The 21753-nt window shown below is 45.5% G+C and carries 16 protein-coding genes; 7 read left to right on the forward strand and 9 right to left on the reverse strand.

The features are described 5' to 3' along the window. Nucleotides 1-41 precede the first annotated feature (41 nt). The 3 genes from KO473_RS04630 to KO473_RS04640 all read left to right on the forward strand — a co-directional run bounded on the left by KO473_RS04630 (nt 42) and on the right by KO473_RS04640 (nt 4547). Entirely contained in the window at nt 42-1826 is a 1785-nt protein-coding gene (locus tag KO473_RS04630; RefSeq protein ID WP_122130139.1) for a glycoside hydrolase family 2 protein, read from the forward strand. 285 nt (nt 1827-2111) lie between these two features. Then, nucleotides 2112-3278 (forward strand): glycoside hydrolase family 76 protein, encoded by a 1167-nt coding sequence (locus KO473_RS04635; RefSeq protein WP_032536501.1) that lies wholly within the window; start codon nt 2112-2114, stop codon nt 3276-3278. A 192-nt stretch (nt 3279-3470) separates the two neighbouring features. Next, nucleotides 3471-4547, forward strand: a complete 1077-nt coding sequence (locus tag KO473_RS04640) for a family 43 glycosylhydrolase (RefSeq protein ID WP_005822795.1) — start codon at nt 3471-3473, stop codon at nt 4545-4547. 311 nt (nt 4548-4858) lie between these two features. Here the strand turns inward: KO473_RS04640 and KO473_RS04645 are convergent, their stop codons facing one another. The 5 genes from KO473_RS04645 to dut form a co-directional block, all read right to left on the reverse strand. Next, nucleotides 4859-8848, reverse strand: coding sequence for a hybrid sensor histidine kinase/response regulator transcription factor (locus tag KO473_RS04645; protein WP_005822792.1), 3990 nt, complete (start codon nt 8846-8848; stop codon nt 4859-4861). 70 nt (nt 8849-8918) lie between these two features. After that, nucleotides 8919-10232, reverse strand: coding sequence for a murein hydrolase activator EnvC (locus KO473_RS04650; protein ID WP_005822790.1), 1314 nt, complete (start codon nt 10230-10232; stop codon nt 8919-8921). Next, entirely contained in the window at nt 10229-10804 is a 576-nt protein-coding gene (locus KO473_RS04655; protein ID WP_371820589.1) for a DUF4292 domain-containing protein, read from the reverse strand. The genes KO473_RS04650 and KO473_RS04655 overlap by 4 nt, the downstream gene beginning before the upstream one ends. An 8-nt stretch (nt 10805-10812) precedes the next feature. After that, complete coding sequence (locus KO473_RS04660) at nt 10813-12570, reverse strand: tetratricopeptide repeat protein (protein ID WP_005822788.1); 1758 nt, start codon at nt 12568-12570, stop codon at nt 10813-10815. A 30-nt stretch (nt 12571-12600) separates the two neighbouring features. After that, complete coding sequence (gene dut / locus KO473_RS04665; protein ID WP_005822787.1) at nt 12601-13035, reverse strand: dUTP diphosphatase; 435 nt, start codon at nt 13033-13035, stop codon at nt 12601-12603. 101 nt (nt 13036-13136) lie between these two features. Here dut and KO473_RS04670 point away from each other — a divergent pair, with 101 nt between their 5' ends. Beyond that, nucleotides 13137-14465 carry a deoxyguanosinetriphosphate triphosphohydrolase gene (locus KO473_RS04670; RefSeq protein WP_032531048.1) on the forward strand — a complete coding sequence of 443 codons (1329 nt, stop codon included), beginning with the start codon at nt 13137-13139 and terminating at the stop codon, nt 14463-14465. Here KO473_RS04670 and KO473_RS04675 read toward each other — a convergent pair. From KO473_RS04675 to KO473_RS04690, 4 genes are all read right to left on the reverse strand, one after another. Next, nucleotides 14437-15450, reverse strand: a complete 1014-nt coding sequence (locus KO473_RS04675; RefSeq protein WP_005822786.1) for a GNAT family N-acetyltransferase — start codon at nt 15448-15450, stop codon at nt 14437-14439. The two genes, KO473_RS04670 and KO473_RS04675, sit on opposite strands and share 29 nt — an antisense overlap. A 30-nt stretch (nt 15451-15480) precedes the next feature. After that, nucleotides 15481-16299: a 1-acyl-sn-glycerol-3-phosphate acyltransferase gene (locus tag KO473_RS04680; RefSeq protein WP_005812123.1), complete on the reverse strand. Its 819-nt coding sequence runs from the start codon at nt 16297-16299 to the stop codon at nt 15481-15483. Between the two features lie 264 nt (nt 16300-16563). After that, nucleotides 16564-17052, reverse strand: a complete 489-nt coding sequence (locus KO473_RS04685) for a DUF4625 domain-containing protein (RefSeq protein ID WP_005822784.1) — start codon at nt 17050-17052, stop codon at nt 16564-16566. Continuing rightward, nucleotides 17049-19208 carry a TonB-dependent receptor gene (locus KO473_RS04690; protein ID WP_005822783.1) on the reverse strand — a complete coding sequence of 720 codons (2160 nt, stop codon included), beginning with the start codon at nt 19206-19208 and terminating at the stop codon, nt 17049-17051. Before KO473_RS04690 ends, KO473_RS04685 begins: the two co-directional genes overlap by 4 nt. Before the next feature lie 602 nt (nt 19209-19810). On the opposite strand from KO473_RS04690, the gene KO473_RS04695 reads away from it, so the two are divergent. The 3 genes from KO473_RS04695 to mraZ all read left to right on the forward strand — a co-directional run bounded on the left by KO473_RS04695 (nt 19811) and on the right by mraZ (nt 21738). Beyond that, a complete protein-coding gene (locus KO473_RS04695) occupies nt 19811-20317 on the forward strand; it encodes an RNA polymerase sigma factor (RefSeq protein WP_005779258.1) in 507 nt (168 codons plus the stop codon). A gap of 361 nt (nt 20318-20678) precedes the next feature. Then, nucleotides 20679-21179, forward strand: a complete 501-nt coding sequence (locus KO473_RS04700) for an HU family DNA-binding protein (protein WP_005822781.1) — start codon at nt 20679-20681, stop codon at nt 21177-21179. Between the two features lie 106 nt (nt 21180-21285). After that, nucleotides 21286-21738 carry a division/cell wall cluster transcriptional repressor MraZ gene (gene mraZ, locus KO473_RS04705; RefSeq protein ID WP_005812142.1) on the forward strand — a complete coding sequence of 151 codons (453 nt, stop codon included), beginning with the start codon at nt 21286-21288 and terminating at the stop codon, nt 21736-21738. Nucleotides 21739-21753 lie beyond the last annotated feature (15 nt).

The raw sequence follows: 21753 nt of genomic DNA on the forward strand, positions 1-21753 counted from the left end.
AAGGGATAAGGAGGGAAAGAGGCTTCAAACACACAATTACAATGAAAAAACTTTTAGCAGCAGCAATGCTATTCATGCTGAACAGTTGGTCTTGTTTCAGCGCAGATACTCCGCGAGCGGAGTATCCCCGTCCACAGTTCGAAAGAGAACAGTGGATCAACCTGAACGGTACCTGGACATTTGATTTTGATTTTGGAAAGTCGGGAAAAGACCGCCGCTTGCAATCGGCAGAGAAATTTGATAAAAACATTACGGTACCTTTCTGTCCGGAAAGCAAACTCTCGGGAGTGGGCTATACCGATTTCATCGAACAGATGTGGTACCAGCGCAACATCACCATTCCATCGGACTGGAATGGAAAGAAAATCTTCCTGAACTTCGGTGCCGTAGATTATTGCGCAGAGATTTTTATCGACGGTAAGTTCGTACAGCGTCACTTCGGCGGTTCATCTTCGTTCGCTGTAGACCTGACCCGTTATGTTACACCCGGAAAGACTCATAACCTGGTAGTATTTGTGCAGGACGACCTCCGCTCCGGACTCCAGACCGGAGGAAAACAATGTGGTAACTACTATTCGGGAGGTTGCTCATATACCCGTACTACCGGTATCTGGCAAACCGTATGGATGGAGGCCGTTTCAGCCAATGGACTGAAATCGGTATTCGTCCGTCCGGACATCGACCAAAAGCAGTTGGTCATCGAACCGGAGTTTTACAATGAATCAGCCAACACATTGGAAGTCACTCTAAAAGACGGAAACAAAACCGTGGCCAAAAAGAGCGTAAACTGTGCCAATAGTTCAGTAGTGGTTCTGCCGGTTAAGAATATGAAACTGTGGTCGCCGGAATCTCCGTTCCTGTACGACCTCGTTTATCAGGTAAAGGATACCAAAGGCAATGTAGTGGATGAAGTAAAATCGTACGCCGGTATGCGTAAAGTACACACAGCCAACGGACGTTTTTACCTGAATAACCAGCCTTATTTCCAGCGTCTGGTACTCGATCAGGGATTCTATCCGGAAGGTATCTGGACAGCTCCGAGTGACGAAGCTTTGAAGAACGATATCGTACTGGGTAAAGAAGCCGGTTTCAACGGGGCACGCCTCCACCAGAAAGTCTTCGAAGAGAGATATTATTACTGGGCCGACAAGTTAGGCTACATCACTTGGGGAGAATCGGCAAGCTGGATGCTGGATGTAAACAAGGAACTGGCTGCCCGTAACTTCCTGGGCGAATGGAGTGAAGTCGTAGTCCGTGACCGGAATCACCCTTCGCTGGTGACCTGGACTCCTTTTAACGAAACCTGGGGTGGCGGTCCGGATGCTTATGTTCGCCTGATCCGCGACGTATACAACATCACGAAAGCCATCGACCCGACCCGTCCGGTAAATGATGCCAGTGGTGACAATCACGTGATAACAGATATCTGGAGTGTACACAACTACGAACAGGATCGTGTCAAACTGACGGAACAGTTAAAGATGGAAGAGGGCAAAGAGCCTTATCGTAATGCACGAGACAAAGACTTTCTGGCTGTTTACGAAGGACAACCTTACATGGTTGACGAGTTCGGAGGTATCCCCTGGATGGCAGAGAAAGACCGGAAAAATTCATGGGGATACGGAGGCATGCCGGAAAATGCAGAAGCATTCTACAAACGTCTGGAAGGTCAGATCGATGCCTTTATCGACTCACCGCACGTGACGGGATTCTGCTATACACAGCTGACCGACGTGGAACAGGAGAAGAACGGTATCTACTATTACGACCGTACTCCCAAACTGGATATGAAACGGATCAAAGCTATCTTCGAGAAAATAAAGTAAAGAAGGGAGCCTCGCGCCCGGGGATGTGTCCAAACTCACCACAGAGGATACAGGGTTACACAGAGTGACTTCTAAGTCACGAATGGTCAACATGAATAACCTGTGTTACCTGTGGTGAAAAGGTCCTTGCACCCCGGGAAGCTCTCGACTGCAATCTACAATTTTACTGTTTATGCGAATCAGTAGTTGAGTTATTGTCAAGTCGCACAGCCCGCTCACCGGATTAACGCCTATGAACGCCGTGCCACCTGCCCGACCACCGATCGCCATTATTTGAATATAAGTATGAGAAAATCATTCATTGCCCTCACCTTCTTGCTGGTTCCTGCCTGTTTGTCGGCACAGTTGGGAGGTAAAGTCTACCTTCAAAGAGCCGATTCACTCCTCCAACGGGTACTGTCTCTCTATGAGGTAAAAAAGTATGGATTGCTGATGGAAACTTATCCACGAAATCCGAATCAACAAATTACGTATACAGCCAACACCGGCTCAGAGGTTACCCAACAAGAAGTATCCTTCCTGTGGCCTTATTCGGCAATGGTGTCAGGCTGTGTATCGCTCTATAAAACATCCGGCGACAAAAAGTACAAGAAACTGATGGACAAACAAATCAAGCCCGGACTCGACTTGTACTGGGATACTACCCGCCAACCGGAGTGTTATCAGTCTTATCCCGCCTTTGCCGGCCAGAATGACCGTTACTACGACGACAATGATTGGGTAGCGATTGACTTCTGCGACTATTACGCAGCCACAAAGAATAAGGAATACCTGAAGAAGGCCATTGCCTTGCACGATTACATCTATTCTGGATGGTCGGACGATCTGGGAGGCGGTATCTACTGGTGCGAACAGAAAAAGGAATCAAAGAATACTTGTTCGAATGCTCCTGCAACAGTTCTCTGCATGAAGCTCTACAAACTGACCAAGGAGAAAAAATACCTCGACCAAGCCAAGGCAACTTACCAGTGGACACGTGATAACCTTCGTGACCCGTCTGATTTTGTCTACTGGGACAATAAAAATCTGCAAGGAAAAATCGGTTATGCCAAATATACGTACAACAGCGGACAGATGATCCAAGCAGGCGTACTGCTCTATCAGGCTACCGGCGACGAACAGTACCTGAAAGACGCACAGCAGACGGCCAAAGGTGCCTGCCGGCATTTCCTGAAACCGCAGCCTACGGTAAAAGGGGAAATGAAGTTCTTTCCGTCAAGTCCGTGGTTCAACGTCATCCTCTTCCGCGGCTTGAAAGCTCTTTACGAGGTTGATAAAAATGATACATACGTGAAAGCCATGATAGACAATGCGGACTATGCCTGGCAGTATACCCGTGACGAAAACGGATTGCTGAACAATGACTGGTCGGGCAACCGTAAAGACAAGTTCAAAAGCTTGCTGGAAAACTCCTGTATGATTGAGCTGTATTCGGAAATCAGCGAGCTCTGACGCCATCGGCCCACCACAGAGTTCCACAAAGTTTTAATCTCTTGTTTTACTAAGAAATAGATTCCCTGTGGGACTCTGTGCCCTCTGCGTGGTTGACCGATTCACGTTAAAATAGCCTAAACTTGCCCCTCTCCGCCTTCAGCCCCCTCAAAAGGTATCTATATTTGTAACGTTGTTGTAAACCCCAAGCCTATGAAACTCATACATATCCCGTTGCTCTTGCTGGCACTCATCTGCTGTCCGGCTTGTCAAAACAAAAAAGCTCCCGTATCCAAGGAGGTCCCTTCCGGAGCCACCTATACCAACCCCCTACTGCCCGTGGGAGCAGAACCATGGGCTGTTTTTCATGAAGGCAAGTATTACTATACACAAGGAGCCGAGAATAAAATCATCCTTTGGGAAACGAATGATATCACCGATCTGGAGCATGCAACCCGGAAAGAGGTGTGGATACCGAAGGAGGTATCCAGCTCGTATCACCTTTGGGGACCGGAAATACACCGGATTGACGGAAAATGGTACGTATACTTCGCCGCGGACGACGGCAATATGGACAATCACCACATCTATGTGATCGAAAATGTCTCAGCCAACCCGCTGGAGGGTGAGTTCGTGATGAAAGGGCGGATCAAAACGGACAAAGACGATAACTGGGCAATCCATGCCAGTACGTTTGAGCACCGGGGTGAACGCTACCTCATCTGGTGCGGATGGCCCAAACGACGGATCGAGGCCGAAACCCAATGCATCTACATAGCCAAGATGGAGAATCCATGGACACTCTCGTCGGACAGGGTGATGATTTCGGAACCGGAGTATGAATGGGAACGTCAATGGATTTCGCCCGACGGCAGTAAAACGGCCTATCCGATCCACGTCAACGAAGCCCCACAGTTCTTTGAGTCGAAAAACAAGGACAAAGTGCTGATATACTACTGTGCAAGTGGAAGTTGGACCCCTTATTACTGCATCGGACTGCTGACTGCCGATGCCGGCAGCGACCTGACAGACGCAGCATCGTGGAAGAAGCTGGACACGCCTGTCTTTGAACAACAACCCGAAGACAGTGTCTTCGGACCGGGCAGCCCTTCTTTCGTACCTTCGCCGGACGGAAAGGAATGGTATATGCTTTATCATGCCCGAAGAATCCCGAATGACGCTCCGGGCGCAACAGACTCACGCAGTCCCCGCCTGCAAAAAATAAGCTGGGATACCGATGGAATGCCTCTCCTGGGAAAACCTCGCGAAGAAGGGATCAATGAGAAGTGAAAGACACCTCTCCGCCCGATATTTAATTTATAAAAATTAAGAATCATCCCGACTTCTATCTATAAAAGCGGAACAGGGGGTACCGCTACTCCCCGCTCCGCTCCGATCACTCTTTCTCTCTCCAAAACGCCCCAAAGCAACCTTTCTGAAGGATTCGGATTTACGCATAGACAGAAATAAATCTGCGTATATGCGGAAACTTGCCTGCGCATATACGGAAATCCCCCCTTCTCCGGGAGGTCTCCGAAAGGCCGGACCAAGCCATCTTTCAGCAAATATTTTCGTAAAATATTATTCATCGCAGAAGATGATCAATGATAATCCTTGGGCAACACTCCAAACTGAATCTTAAAGCATTTGGCAAAATAAGACGAAGAACTGAAACCGATCTGCTCACACACGTCAGTAATGCGTACCCCGTTTTTCAATAATTCGGCAGCCTTGTTCAGGCGGATCGTCTTCAGATAGTCATTGGGCGGCATGCCGGCCAGTGCCTTTATCTTGCGATAGAAGTTGGAACGGCTCATATTGAGGGACTCCGCCAATGTGTCGACAGAGAAATGCTCATCAGAGAGCTGCGCCTCAACAGCTGCCCGCACTTTAGCCATCAGTTCGCAATCTTTCTGCGAAACGGAATATTCTACGAGACTGACGGGCGAAGCTCCACTGTTGCCGGACAATTCGGTCATCATTTTATGGAACGACTGGCGCAACTTCAGCAGGTTTTCAATCTGTTTGTGCAACTGGCGGATGGAGAACGGCTTTTCGATATACACGTCCGCTCCATACTCAAAACCTTCAACCTTAGCTTCCAACGTAGTTTTTGCCGTCAGCAGGATGACAGGAATATGGGAGTATTCAATATCTGTCTTGACTTTAGCCGTCAACTCCAAACCATTCATCTCAGGCATCATCACGTCGCTGACAATCACGTCTACCGTTTCATTGGCAAGCACTTCAAGCGCCTGCCGGCCGTTCTGGGCTTTCAGGACTTTAAACCAGGTGCTCAGTGACTCCCGCGTCAGATTCAACAGATCTACGTTATCTTCTACCAGCAGGATGGTAAACTTACTGCCCGGCGCCTCGGCAACCGATCCTTCGGCAACCGGATTCTGACTTTCCGGTATCAGCACTTCGGACTCTTCAGAAACCACCTCCTCGCCCCAAGGCAAAGTGAGCACGAAAGAAGAACCGCCATACACGCTGTCCTCAAGACTTAACGTACCATGATGTGCTTCGGCCAACGACTTGGAGAAGGCCAGTCCGATACCTGTGCCCACCGCACCCGACTTACCGTCCTTCACCTGGTAGAAGGCCTCAAACACTTTCTGCTTCTCTCCATCCGGAATACCCGGACCGTCATCGCTCACCGAAACCCGGAAACCTTCACCGGAAGATACCAATTTAATGTCGATACGGCTCTGGGCATATTTCACCGCATTACCTATCAGGTTGACAATAATCTTACAGACCTTTTCGCGATCCACCGAGGCAAAGATCTCACCTTCCGGGAGATCAAGCATCACCGAGATGCCTTTCAGTTCGGCAGGGCTTGTAAACTGCCCATAAACATCGCTTACCAGCTGATTGATATCGCATTTCTTCAGATTCAACTGTACTCCGCCGTTCTCCATCTTCTGAAAATCAAGCAGTTGATTGGTGACTCCCAAAAGGTAATTGACATTCCGGTCGATCACCGACAGGTACTTGGCATCCCGTCCTTCTCGTTTATCTTCCAGCAACCTTTCAAGAGGAAGACGGATCAGACTCAACGGAGTGCGGATTTCGTGCACCAGATTGATGAAGAAACTAATTTTTGATTTGTAGACTTCCTTCTCCTTCGCAGTCTGATACTCTTCCATCCGGTGTTTATACTTCTTCTTCACATGCCGGTTCCATCGCCAGCCTGCATAATAGGCAAGTCCGATCAGAAGAAGCGTATAGATGCAGTATGCCCATGTAGTCAGCCACCATGGAGGCGTGATTACAATCAGGAGAGAGGTAGTCTGGTCATTCCACTTATGATCATTATTCGAGCCTCTTACTTCGAACACATATTTGCCAGGAGGCAAATTGGTGTAAGAAGCCGTATTCAGTTCTGAATTGACCACCCACTCTTTGTCCACCCCTTTCAAGCGGTAGGAATAACGGTTCTTCAACGGATCTTCGTAACTCAAGGCAACGAAGCTAACCGAGAAAGTATTATATTCGTAAGGCAACGTAATGGTCTTGGCACGATAAAGAGGCTCTTCCAGATGAAGAATATCCTGTACCACCCGTTCATCTGTCGTATAGGGCAGACGTATTTCGGTGATATATACAGAAGGGATGTACTGGTTATCCATGAACTGGTCGGGAACAAAAGAATTGAACCCACTGATTCCGCCGAAATAGAGCTTGCCGCTTGCCGTCTTCAAAGATGACTGGGCAGTGAACTGGTTACCTTGCAGACCGTCATTGACCGTGAACTGGCGGAAATGCTGCTTGGTGATCGGGTTAATCGTTATCAGTCCCGCATTGCTTGATATCCAGAAATCGCCCGTCTTATCCTGCTCGATGGAGTAGATGACCCGATTGGGCAATATGGTATTGTCCGGATCAAAGTCAACGAATGTCTCCGTCTTCGGATCAAATGAACAAAGTCCTCCACCGTTCGTACCAACCCACATGGTACCTTTCAGGTCCTCAAACAGTGTAATCACGGAGTTGTTGGTAATGGTAGTCGAATCATTCCTTTCGTGCTGGAAATGTTTCCAGTGTCCGTTCCGTGTGTTAAAGCGGAACACCCCACTGTTGGATGTGCCAATCCACAAATTGTCATACATGTCCTCCAGAATATCGACCACAGATACCATCGATCCTACCGTAGTGATGGTTGAAAAGTTATCTTCCTGAGGATTGTAACGGCACAGCCCCCAACTGGTCCCGACAAAAATATCTCCGCTGCGATCTTTGTAGACAGCCAGAACATCGTCACTGCAAATCGTGTTCGGGGTGTCCTGCAGATGATTGTACGACTTCACATGCCCGGTCCGGAGGTCGAGTACCTTCAACCCTTCGGCATAAGTGCCTATCCACAGACGGTCACCATCCAGCAACAAAGAGCGTATGTCATATTTTTTATCCGCTCTCCCACCGATCGGATAAGCGGTCAACTGATGAGTGGACACGTCGAAGAAGCATAAACCGTCGCGGGTACCCACCCAGATATTTCCGGCAGCATTCTCACAAAAAGGGCCTACCACCTTCCCGGCAGTTACTCCCCCATCCCGGTAGACAGGAGGATAATAGTCGAATCTTTTGGTAGGCTTAGCCAGATAATTTACTCCTCCGAGATTAGTCAGCACCCAAATTCCCCCTTCTGCATCACGCATCATCGCATTGATCGACTGGTCACTCAAGCTTCTGGGATCTGATGGGTTATCGATCCGCGAAAAAGTCTTATCACGCAAATCAAAAAGGTAAAGCCCGTTGTCAGTACCTACCAGAAGTTCTATTTCCGAATAACTTAACAGACAACGAATAACACCAAAATTCAGATGGGAAGCATTATAACAGTCCAATTTTCCGGTGCGCTCGTTCAGACAATACAGCAGATTGCTTCCGGCTCCGAACCAGATATCGCTGCGAATATCAAGTAAACAGTTAATACGGTAATTATCGGGATTATTCCCCACGGATATAAGAGGATAAGATTGCAGAAATTTGCCGTTCTCATCGAAACAAAGCAGACCTTCTTGTAAGGAAGAAGCATAAATGTGGCGGGAGTTACTTTCACAGACATCCCATATAAAAGAAGTCTGAAGGCTGTTTTGTGTCAACACATCGGTCTTGGGATCATAGATAAACAATCCCTGTCCTAAAGTGGCAATCCAGATTAATCCGCTCTCGGTCTTTATAATTTTCTTAATCTCACTGCTGATAAAGACCCCATACCGGGTTTTCTTGTCGAAATTGGTGAAACGATCATGTTCCCGGTCATAGATATAAAGTCCCCAATTGGTTCCGACCCAAATGTTCTGGTTCTCTTCCTCAAAAAGCGCCTGCACAAAGTTATTCTCTAACGAAAATTTATCATTCAGGATATTTCTGTAAACCTTGTTGCCTCGCCCGTCATAACAATTTAACCCGTCGCTCGTGCCCAGCCAGATAAAGCCATAGCTGTCTTGCATGGCACACCAGACTGTGTTATGTGATAATCCGTCTTCTACCTGATACTTCTTAAAAGAGAAATAGGAGAATGCCTGCAACGGTGTTATCCCAAAAGCAAATAAAGTAATTAGTAGAGTGATGATTCGCATGTGTTGTATTCATTTAAGATTAAAAAAACGACTTGTTGTTATGTATGTGCCTATTTACCCAATGAAAGCGTCACCGGTTCAACCACGGTTCGGGGTTCAGCTTATCCCTCTCTCTGCGCAGTTGGAAATGTAAGACAGTCCGTCCATTGTCACTACCGTCTGAGAAAATCGGACCGATAGCCTGCTTGGTGGTTACCGTATCACCGGATTTCACAGAAGCAGACGAGAGGTTACAATATACCGAAATGTAATCCCCGTGACGTATGAGTACATTAAAAAGCCCGTTCAACTGGAACACGGCTGCTACTTTACCATCAAAGATAGCACGTGCCTGTGCACCCGGCTTGCCTTGTATATCAATTCCTTTATTATCGAGTTTCACATTACGTAACCCTTCCACGGCATATTGTCCGTAATGGCTGGTAATGATGTAAGGACCTGTGATAGGCATCGGCAGTTTGCCACGGTTGCTCACGAAATTACCCGAAAGTTCCCGGTCGGCCTTACTCATAGTGAAACGTTCCAGAGGCGCCGCCTTTTTCTTTGCCGGAGCAGTGCCGCTTCCCGTTGAGGAGGTCTTGTCCTCTTTGGCAGCCGCTTTCCGGCGGGCGGCTGCTTCCCGGCGAGCTTCTTCTTCGGCACGCTTGCGGGCACGCTCTATCTCTTCTGCGATCAGCTTGTCGATTTTTGCATTCAGTTGGTTAGCCTCACGCCGTTTTTTATTAATTTCGCTTTGCAGCCCCTTCTGTTTCTTCTGAAGGCTGGCCACCATCTCACGTTTCTCTTTCTCCTGTGCTTCCAGTTTAGCCTTTTCGCCCTCCCGTTCACGCAACAAGTTTTCTTTAGCGGCTTTCACCTGCTGAAGTTCTTTCTTCTTACGGTTCACCTGTTCCTGTTTCTTCAAGATCTCTTCTCCCTGCAGACGTTGATAAGTGGCATATTCTCTCACATAACGGAGGCGCCGATAAGTCTGTCCAAGGCTTTTCGCAGAAAAAATAAACATCAGTTTCTCTTCAACCGATTTATTCTTATACAAGTACTGTACGGATGACTCATATTTCTTCTTTTTATCTTTTAAGTCACGCTGAAGCCCTCTGAGCTGACGCTCCAATCCGGAGATTTCTCTACCGACAGCCTCTACGTCATTGTTCATGGCAATGATATAGCGCTTTCTCTCCTCTATCTGTCCGGTAAGGGCGGCAAGTCCGTTCAACTGGCTGCCTACATCTTTCTTCGTATTCTTCAGCAATGACTCAGTCTCCGCAATCTGTTGTTGCAAGGCACCACGCTTACTCTCCAGCTCCTTAATCAGTTTATTGGACTGAGCTGAAACAACAGTTGTCAAACAAAGACAGCTTACCAGAATCAAAAGAAAGCGGTTCATAGTTTCATCAGCATTTTTAGCAAGTCTTCCAATGCCACCTGAGTATATCTGGATGATACCTCGGTGGGGATTAATTCAAGTTCGGCGGTCGAAAAATCAGACAGTCTCACTTTGGCTTTCTCCAAAGAAGGAATCCCCAGTTCACGTCCTGTAAGCTCTTTCTTCTCTCCCGGAAGGGAAGCCTTGAACAAAAGTTTCTCTAACCGGTCGAAATCGGCATTCTCAGGCAATAACTCTTTCAGTTCATCACGGGTTGCCCGTACATAACGTTTATTCATACGGTCTATCAGCAATACTTCATCCGGAGTGACCTCCATGCGCATTACTTCCGAACGGAACACCGGCATCAGGACAGACAGCTGAATCCGTTCGCCACTTTTCATTTTCATACTGCCACTTACAGTAATACTGCCGTTTTTGTTAGGCACTGTCAGCTGCAGCTTAGACGAAAGGTAAGCCGGTTCCACCGGTGCGGTCTTGACAACCTTCGATGTTTTACAACCCGCAAGCAGCATTACCAAAAGTAGTAAAGGCAGCAGGTATGACTGTCTGATAACAGATTTCTTAAACATACATCCTTTCATTCCGCAATGTATTTCTTCTTTTCTATTTTCTGTTTAAGTGTTTTCGATTCAGTACCCAGTTCGAGTGCTTTCTTCCAATATTTCAAGGCACCTTCTACGTCACCGGTCATAAAATAGATATCCCCGCAATGTTCAAACACCACGCTGCTCTCTTCTTCCGGTTTGGTATTCTTGATGGCATCGTCAATATAGATACGGGCCTCAGCATAGTTTCCTTTCTCAAAAAGAATCCAGGCATAAGTATCCAGATAAGTAGCATTGCTCGGTTCGGCTTTTACGGTTTTATAACTCATCTCCTCCGCCTTATCGAGATCCCTGCGCTCTACCGATAAATAATAAGCATAATTATTTAGTGCACCGATATTGGACGGATTGTATACCAAAGCCGAATCATACGCTGCATACGCCTCCTTCATCAACTTTTTGGTATGATATACATCACCCGTAATTGTATAGAAATCGGAGACCATTTGCTTGTCACTCTCTGGAGTGACATGTTCCAGTGCTTTCAGGCTGACTTCCAGTACATCGTCCCAACGTTCGGCCTGATTATATGCAATAGCCAGATAAAAATAAAACTCCAAGGCATCCGGAGTTGCTTCAATCCCCGGCTCACAGATCTTAATCACCTGTTCATAATCATTCTTTCGGATGGCGGAACCTAATAAAGTCATGCGTGCAGCTTTATTGGTAGGATCTATCTGTACTACTTGCTCCAATACCGGAATAGACTGTGCCTCCATCCCTTTGGATAGTAGATACTGTGCATAAAGCATCGGAATTTGCGCGTCGTCCATATCCATTTGCATCATCCGGTCAAACAGTCCGATAACCTGTGTACTGTCTTTTCCCTCCTGTTCGCTCTGGACGATAAACTGCCTCATCACATTCACCTTTGTATCCGAAGGAACTTTCCGGTTCAGTAGCAAAGTATCCATCTGTTGTTCAAACAGTTCTTTCTGTCCGGTCTGCTCGTAATACGAAGCCAATGAAAACAATGCCATCGGATTGTCCGGTTCGGCGGCAAGTACTTTCTTATAAGTATCATAAGCTTCCTGCTTCTTGCCATTCTGCATATAGACATCGCCCAGAATCACCTGATAGCGGTAGTCCATCGGATACTCATTGACCAGACTCTCTATTTCTTCAAAAGCCTTTTTGTCATCCTTCATTTGCAGATAGATACGAAACTTCTCCATTGTAATCTGCTCATTCTTCCCCATTTTTTCCTCTATACGGTTTAGGGTAGAAATAACTTTGCCATAGTCTTCCTTCTGATTATATAAATCGAGCAGGTTGAACAACGGATCTTGTTTAGCGGGAAAACGTGTCGCCATCTTTTCGAGTATTCCGATCGCTTTTTCTTTCTGATCCTGCTGTTGGTACAGACTGGCCAATGCCTGACTATACCAATAATTATCAGGAGCATAAGCAACTGCTTTCTCCAATGCTTCCTGCCCCTGCGGCACTTGTTTAAGAAAAAGATAATACTGGGAAATCTCGTATAGAGCTGCCGAACCGGTTGGATTAATAGCCAAACAATGTTGTAACAGGTCGAAGGCGGCCGTATACTCCTTTTTCACTTTCAGACGCGATGCTTCAAGAAAGAAATAGTCATATTTACGTTGCTGCTCCGGAGCGAGTTTTATCTCCTGAACGGCAGATTGCCCTGACGGTTTCTCCACCTTACGGGATGAACCACAGGAGGCAAACAGAAGCAACAGCACTCCGAAAAGCAATTTATCTATCTTCATTTTACTACAATTATTGATTCAATCGAACTTCTATCCTCTTCCGGTATGCCCGAAGCCACCTGCACCCCGTTCCGTTTCGTCCAAGATCTCTACTTCTTGCCATATCGCCTGCTCATGACGTGCAATCACCATCTGTGCAATACGTTCCCCATCTTCAATGACAAACGTCTCAGCCGAAAGATTCACCAGGATAATACAAATCTCCCCACGATAATCGGCATCAATTGTTCCGGGAGAATTCAAGACAGTAATCCCTTTCTTCAAAGCCAGTCCGCTCCGAGGACGAATTTGCGCTTCAAATCCCTGTGGAAGAGCGATAAACAGTCCTGTAGGAACCAGACACCGTTGCATCGGATCTAAAGAAATCGGTTCGGAAATATTAGCGCGGATGTCCATTCCTGCAGAAAGTTCGGTTGCATATGCCGGAAGCGGATGCTTCGATTTATTGATTACTTGTACGTTCATATTCAGTATGTTTACTATTTAACGGGCGAAAATACGCAATTTGAGCCTAAAATTCATACTTTTGCAGTTAAATAATGTGCAAATACCCAATTGTAAAGATCATGATGGACTGGAAAAGATTGATTTCAGCTAAACGTTTCGGCATGGAAGAGTTTCACGAGGAGCGTCAGGAAAACCGTTCGGAATTTCAGCGGGACTACGACCGCCTTGTTTTTTCTGCCCCTTTCAGAAGGTTACAGAACAAAACACAGGTTTTTCCGCTCCCGGGCAGTATATTTGTTCACAACCGATTGACGCATAGTCTTGAAGTATCTTGCGTGGGACGCTCTTTGGGCAATGATGTATCAAAAGCGATCCTCACACGGCAACCCCAATTACAAGACTCTTTTCTGCCGGAGATAGGCTCTATTGTTTCTGCCGCCTGCCTGGCACACGATTTGGGCAACCCTCCCTTTGGACACTCCGGCGAAAAAGCGATTTCCACTTTCTTCTCGGAAGGTAAAGGAACACGGCTGCAAGATCAGCTTTCACCGATGGAATGGGATGATTTGACACATTTTGAAGGAAATGCCAACGCTTTCCGCTTATTGACACACCAGTTTGAAGGACGCCGGAAAGGGGGATTCGTACTGACTTATTCTACCCTGGCTTCTATTGTCAAATATCCTTTTTCATCGAGCCTTGCAGGAAACAAGTCCAAGTTCGGTTTTTTCACGACCGAGGAAGAAGGATTCCGCCGCATCGCAACGGAACTGGGACTTATCCAGATTAGTGACCAGCCATTAAAATACGTACGCCATCCATTAGTTTACCTCGTAGAAGCAGCCGATGACATCTGTTACCAAATGATGGATATCGAGGATGCCCACAAGTTGAAAATCCTGACTACGGAAGAAACTAAGGAGCTGCTTCTGGCTTATTTCACAGAGGAACGCCAATCACGTATTCGTAAAACATTCAACATTGTCAACGACACAAACGAACAGATAGCCTACCTCCGTTCTTCTGTCATTGGCCTGCTGATCAAGGAATGTACCCGGGCATTCTTAGATAACGAAACCGAAATCCTTTCCGGCACATTTGAAGGACCTCTTATCAAGCACATCTCGGAGCGTCCGGAAAAAGCATACAAACATTGCTCGGAAGTATCGTTTAAGAAGATTTACCGTTCACGGGACGTACTGGACATTGAGTTAGCAGGTTTCCGGGTCATCAACACGCTCCTTGAATTAATGATAGATGCTGTCACTTCGCCGGAGAAAGCCTATTCACAGCTGCTTATTAACCGCGTATCAGGGCAATATAATATAAAAGCGCCTGCACTCTACGAAAGAGTACAGGCGGTGCTTGATTATATTTCGGGCATGACCGATGTCTTTGCCCTGGATCTTTATCGTAAAATTAACGGGAACAGTCTTCCTGCGGTGTAACCACTTTCGGAGTGAAAACTTTATTTACACCGGAAGTTATCTGGCAGTCTTCCGGATCGTTCTTAACAAACGATTCGATGTGACGCATGCGCTTTTCTTCAAGAATTTCATCTACAGCAATCAGGATACCGGTTTCCTCCACATCTCCAAATCCATAATTAATAGCCGTGCCAAACATACGCATAGTCGGGCTCAGACTCATATAAGCATTTACCAGAGGGGGGATATTAAAGCCAAGCTTACGGATCTCACCGTTCAGTATCCGATAATCATCTTTAAATGAATCTTTGCAGAAGATTCTCGCCAGTTCCGCCTCTTCTGTTTCCATCTCAAGCGGTTTCATCGGGGTAATGAGTCCGTCTTTATCCCCAAAATGTTTCTTCAGGAAATACAGAATCATGTCTCTCCCCTGACGGTGATAACTGGGATACATGGTTACTTTACCAAAGAAATATTTCACATTCGGCATAACTACTGTCAATGCTCCCAATCCGTCCCACAAATTATCCAAGGCAAATAATCCCTTGCTTCCGGCACGGGTTGACTGATATTCCAACGTAACGAACGAACGTCCAAGTTCAATAGTCGTAGGCAGGAACTCCTTCACAAATTTATCCGAGAAATTAAACATGTGTGAAGTAGCGAGAACCGGCGCACCATGCTCGTCAAAACGTACGTCTGTCCCCAGAATGTACCGATAACCTCCCAGAATTTCTTCTGCTTCAGGATTCCAGACAATCAATTGTTTATACGGATTCTCCATGGTGTCATACTCATCGATATCCATCGATAATCCCGTACCGCCTCCTGCTGCCCGAAAAGCAATCTCACGCAAACGCCCGATCTCCCGCATAATATTGGGAGAATCCTGATAAGTAATAATGTATATCTGGTTATTACTCTTATTGGTCATACGTAGCCGCTTGTCTTCAGTCAACTCAGCTTTAATCAGCTCCTTGCTTACCGGTTCAATAACTTCTTCCATATACTTTGTTAGTAGTTGTTCCTTAATCTGTTACAGTTTATACACGATATCTTTCACATACTGTGCCCACTCTGCCGGAGTTTTCGATTTATCGAAAGTCTGCCATGGAATGGGTTTACCGAAAGTGACAGTAAATGTTTTATGACGATTTTTCAGCATCTCGTCTGCCAAATAAAGCATAGCAATATTGAATTTGATCCCCAGTGTCTTGCAGACATTAGCCAAATTATAAAAGAAATCAGAATTACGACCCTCAAAATGGACAGGAACCACATCACGCTGGAACTGGACACTTTTTACGATAAATGTTTTCTTCCAGTCAGGGTCCCGGATCACTCCATTCCGACGCCGGGAACAGAGTCCCGCAGGAAACATAATGAGTTGGTCATCCGACTTGAATCCGGCTTCTACCATCTTCGGAAAATCTTTGGCCTGCTTGCCCGTTTTATTAATAGGAATACACAAGGGTGCCAATCCGCGAAGATTCATCAACAAATCATTTACCAGATACTTCACCTTCCCGTCAAAACGGCGTCCCAAAATATACCCGAGAGAAACTCCGTCCTGTCCTCCCAACGGATGATTGGACACAAACGTATATAAACCATCTTTCGGAATATTTTCCAGTCCTTTCACATCCAGCTTTGCATCCAGAAACTCAAGACAAGCCTCCAGAAAATCCACTCCCACTTTATCTTTTGAGTCGCGCAGAAAAACGTTTAGCTCCTCCTGATGAACGATTCTCTTCAGATAGGAGACGACAAACTTTGGTATGTACTTGGAGTGCTTCGGAGCTTTCGTCTGAAGTATCTTATCAATATCTATTAAAAATAAAGAGTCGTCAGCCATTCTTTTTAGATGAAATGATTGCGCAAAATTAACTGTTCTTTTTTATTAATCGCAATAAATCGGTAGAAAATACAGATTTTGTCCTATCAAAAAAAGAAAAAGAAGGCGATTTATGAGAAAATGGAGAAGAAAAAAGAGAAGAAAGAGTGCTAATAATCAAGCGATAAAGAACAATACACAAAAGAGGGCCATGCCCGAAGACGGGAGTTTAAACTTCCCATCCGTCGGTATGGCCCTGTCCATATTCAGGTTCAGGTATTCCACTTAATCATGGTGATGCTCACTCTCTACACCGCCTGTCGTACTTAATACGATATTACGTGCTACGTGAGTTTCATTACCAGACCGGTCCAAACAGTATACCATCAGATGATAATTTCCCGGAGTGGCATCTGCCGGTATCTTAATGTCATGGTTATGTACACGCGCCTGTTTTTGGCCTGCCTTATCCGTATATGTTCTCTCAAAAGCAAAAGGTTTGGTTGTTCCTCCTTCTGAAGCCCTGGTATGCGAATGGCCGTCAAAATTATTATGAATATTAATCTTATAGGAAGCAATTGCTTCGTTATCAGCTATATCCATCTCAAAATGCACTCCGTTAGCATCTCCGATCTTCAACACTGCACCTTCTTCAGGCTCCAACAGATTAATAACGGGCTTTACCGTATCGCCTTCGTCATCTTTTGAACAGGACACAAACAAGAAAGAAAAAGCCATCAGGCCGATTATTGATAAATAAATTCTGGTTTTCATTTTAATAAACTTTTAAATGGTACTTTAATTAAAATCTGAAAGTTACGTCCCGGTTCCGGGATTTCAACTTTCCGGTAAAAACTAAGGTGATTAAGATATCTGGTATCGGATAAATTCCGCCCCGATAAAGTAATTTCTGCTAATACGCCTCCCATTCGGAGATTGGCGGATATCCCGGCATTCAGTAACTGCGCTCCGGGAGTAGGATCCTCATTCCGTGCTACCCGGTGTTGTGCGGCAATGTGCTGTAACTCACCATAAATACTGAAGTTTTTATACCTCCATGTCAGCGTATTGCGAAGGGAAGCCGGAGGGGAAAAACTCAGAGGAATATGTTCGTCACAATTATAAGTATAGACATATTCTCCACTGACACGATAGTTGAAATGACGTAAAAAGTCAATTCCCACTGTCGCCTCACCACCCGCAAACAACGCTTCCGCACCGGTATAACGGTAAATCTGTCCGGCATGGGGCAACACCGACCATTCTCCGGTAGGCCGAAGAAAGATGTAATTGCTGAACCAACTGATAAATGGCGAAAAATTGACCGATAACGGACCATTCTCATAGGTATACGAGACATCCAGTTGCCAACCACGCTCGGACGAAAGAGCCGCATCTCCCTGTTCATGACGGAAAGTACCGTGATGAACACCGTTCGATGCCAGTTCATTGGCCCCCGGCAAGCGGAAACTATGCCCGATATTCACTTGAAGCATGTGTCCTCCGGAAGGGGTCCACACCACTCCCAGCGAACCGGAATAGTCACCAAAATGGCGATGGACAGCATAGCTACGCCACTCATATTTCCGGATAAAATCATCATCATATCCCTGCTCCCGCAGATAAATCGCAAGATAAGGATCAGTATAAGCAGATGCATCTATCTTTCCGTAATCATAGCGAAAGCCCCCACTGACTGACAAAGCAGGACCCGGACGGTAAGTTGTCATCCAGAAAGCCCCTGTGGTAAATCTCCGGTAAGCAGGCAAAAGGAATGAATATCCGGAAATAGTATTCCTCTGATACTGTATATCCCAACCTGCTATATGTTGCCACGAAGCAGCTCCAAACAACTTCAACTTAACAGCCGAACTATAAGTACTCAATATAAAAGCCAACTCTTTGTCAGGATCCTTCTCCGGAACGGGCTGAGTATCATAATGAGTATGAAACCGGCTCCATTCCTCACGATGATTCTTCTGATAGCCGATATCCCATATCAATGCCGATCGATCCCACAAGAAGCTCTGCTGGGCAGATACCTTCAGATGGTTCACCTGACTGTAAGGTAGTTCTATATTGCGGCTGTTCCCATCATCCTGCAAACGCGATATATCAGGAATACCGTGTGCTCCGGGAAAGAAACCGGTTTTCTGAAAAACATTACTTACTGAATAGGAAGACTTGTATCGTCCATACCTGAAACCGGCTGTCCAACTGACATCTCGCTCAAAACCTGCCGTATTTTTCAGTTTCCGGTGATAGACAGGCATCTGTTGGGTAAGATACACAATGGTATCTGCAGGAATACGATAATCGCCAAAATGCTGCTCCGAATATCTCGCCCAGGTATACCAGGCGTCTTTCTTTATTCCAAGCATCAGCGAGCCTCCCAACGTTCCGTTTACAGACTTTCCCAGCAAGTCCGCTTCACCAAACAACTGGCTACTGGTGGGTAATGGTAATGGAGCCAATTCAATAGCACCTCCCATAGCATCACTGCCATAGAGCAGTGAAGCAGGTCCTTTACGGATAGTCACCTGTCCTGCATTGAATGCATCCAGTTCCAGCCCATGATCGGCTCCCCACTGTTGTCCCTCTTGCTTGATTCCATTCTCTACAACCGAAATCCGGTTGAATCCCATTCCCCGGATCATCGGCTTAGAAAAGCCCGAACCGACATCCATCGAATGTATTCCCGGAATCGTTCCAAGAGTCTGTATCAAGTTGCCAGTGAAGTGTTCACGCAAAAACTCCTTCCCTACCACTTCCATATGCCATGTCGAATTCTTATTCTTCAGATGTCGGTAACTCTCCGTCACCACCACTTCGGATAAGGACACAGCTTTCAGTGAATCGGGCTCCTGGGCATGCAAGGTAGAGGTTAAACACAATCCACCCAGCATACCCGAAATAAATCCGATACGCATACTTAATCGTTTTAGTTAGATAAAACTGATAAACGGGCAAACAACAGATATCTGCCCGAGAAATTATACGATATGACGAAAATTGGAAGGAGGTCCGCGAAGATAATGCGGATAAAAAGCAGTAGCAAGCTTCTTATCCTGAAAAGTTCCGGTCTCCCATCTTATATAGAAAGGTATATAAGTCAAAAGAGCAGGAGACGTCTCGATGAATGGAGAAAGCATGAATTGGCAAATGGGACAGGTGTCACATGCGTGATGTGTTTTCCCGGGCTGCGTATTTGTGCAGGTTGCCGATGTTTCATCGCAATGATTATGAAAAACCTTCACAACGGACAAGGGCATGAATGTCATCAGCAACATCCATGCAAGCCAAATCCTATGTATAGTATTTCTCCTCATGCCCATTCATATTTAAACCGACGCAAAGATAGAAAACCTCTTGTCTCAAAAACACCCAAAAACTATCAAAATACACCTAAAAACTATCATTTGACAGTTTTCGCCCTGTTTTAAGCCTAAATTTCCCCCATCACAATTAAAAAAATGCCGTAAACTTGCATCATCGAAAAACAACGAATATTCACAATTTAAAAAGCAACGTTATGAAAAGTTTAAGCTTCAGAAAAGATTTAATTGGAGTTCAGGAAGAACTACTTCGCTTTGCATACAAACTAACAACCGACCGTGAAGAAGCAAACGATTTGTTGCAGGAAACCTCTCTTAAAGCGTTAGATAACGAAGATAAATATACTCCCGACACTAACTTTAAAGGATGGATGTACACTATCATGCGCAACATCTTCATTAACAACTACCGTAAAGTGGTACGCGATCAGACTTTTGTAGATCAGACCGATAACCTCTATCACCTGAGCCTTCCGCAAGAGTCCGGATTCGACAGCACCGAAAGCCGTTATGACTTGAAAGAAATGCACCGCATTGTCAATTCATTACCCAAAGAATATAAAGTACCTTTCTCCATGCATGTTTCCGGATTCAAATACCGAGAAATAGCCGAGAAACTGGACCTGCCGCTCGGAACAGTAAAAAGCCGCATCTTTTTCACTCGCCAGCGTCTACAGGAAGAACTGAAAGACTTTAGACAATAGGCCACATACATTGTCGATTTCAATAAATCATTTTAGTGCAGATTTTTAGTTGTGTATCAAGGAGCAGGAAGAGAGATTCTCTTTTCCTGCTCCTTTTCTTTCGCACCATTTGAAACATAAAACAAAGAAACGTCCCATATTTCCTTGCTAATATTCTCACTTTAGCATATCTTTGCTTAAAATTTATGATTAAAAACATCCGGATGTATTAATATAGAACATCCGGATGTTATTCTATAAAAGACCCGGATGTTTTATTCATAAACATCCGGATGTTTTTAATCATTAGATATAGATGTTATAGATTAACACAATAAGAGAAAGACAGAGAAAGTATACACATAAAAAAAACGAAGTACTAATGTCCATCAACTACGCAGTCACTAAGAAAGTAGACAAAAGTAAAGGTGTCGTCAAAGAACGATATTATGCCACAACACGAGCTTTACAGAAAAAGCCTGTAAACAGTGTACAGATTGCTAATCAGCTCGCAGAAAGAAGTTCTCTTCAAAACGGAGACGTACTCTCTGCACTTACTCAACTATCGGACATTATTGCCGCCCACTTGAAAGAAGGCCGTACCGTTTCTATCGATGGATTGGGCAATTTTTATCCCAGCATCACCAGTGAAGCGGTGGATAAACCGGAAGAATGTACCGCCAACAAAGTATGGGTATCCCGCATTTGCTTCAAAGCCGCCCCGACTTTCCTGAACAACGTGAGGAAAACCGATTTTGTCAGTCTGCAACTAAAATACGGACGGAAGCCCACAAAGCCACAAAACAGCTCCGGGAAGGATACAACCGACTCTATCCCCCACCAGCAAAGCATCTCCGAACATAATTCATTATCAGACGAATAAGCAATTAACAATCGGTTGAAAACTTCTCCGAAAGTTTTTGGTGGAAAATTGTGGGGAATTGTGGGGAAATACCTACTTTTACGGTCGCTTATTATAATAAGGTGAAATGATACGTTTTTTAGGCAATATTGAAGCTAAGGCGGACGCGAAAGGAAGAGTTTTTATCCCCGCCCAATTCAGACGGCAGCTACAAGCCGGTTCTGAAGACAAGCTCATCATGCGCAAAGACGTATTTCAAGACTGCTTGGTACTCTATCCGGAAGAAGTCTGGAATGAAGAGCTGAATGAACTCCGGCAACGACTAAATAAATGGAACGCTAACCACCAACTTATCTTCCGCCAATTCGTCAGTGATGTAGAAATTATCACGATAGACGGAAACGGGCGGATATTAATACCCAAACGCTATCTGCAAATAGCCGGCATACAAAGCGACGTGCGCTTTATCGGTGTAGACAGCAAGATAGAAATATGGGCTAAGGAACGTACGGAAATGCCCTTTATGCCCCCCGATGCATTTGGTGCAGCCCTGGAGGAAATTATGAAAGAAGAACGGTGAACAACGAACAAAGAG

The organism is Bacteroides sp. HF-4919 (assembly GCF_018860125.1).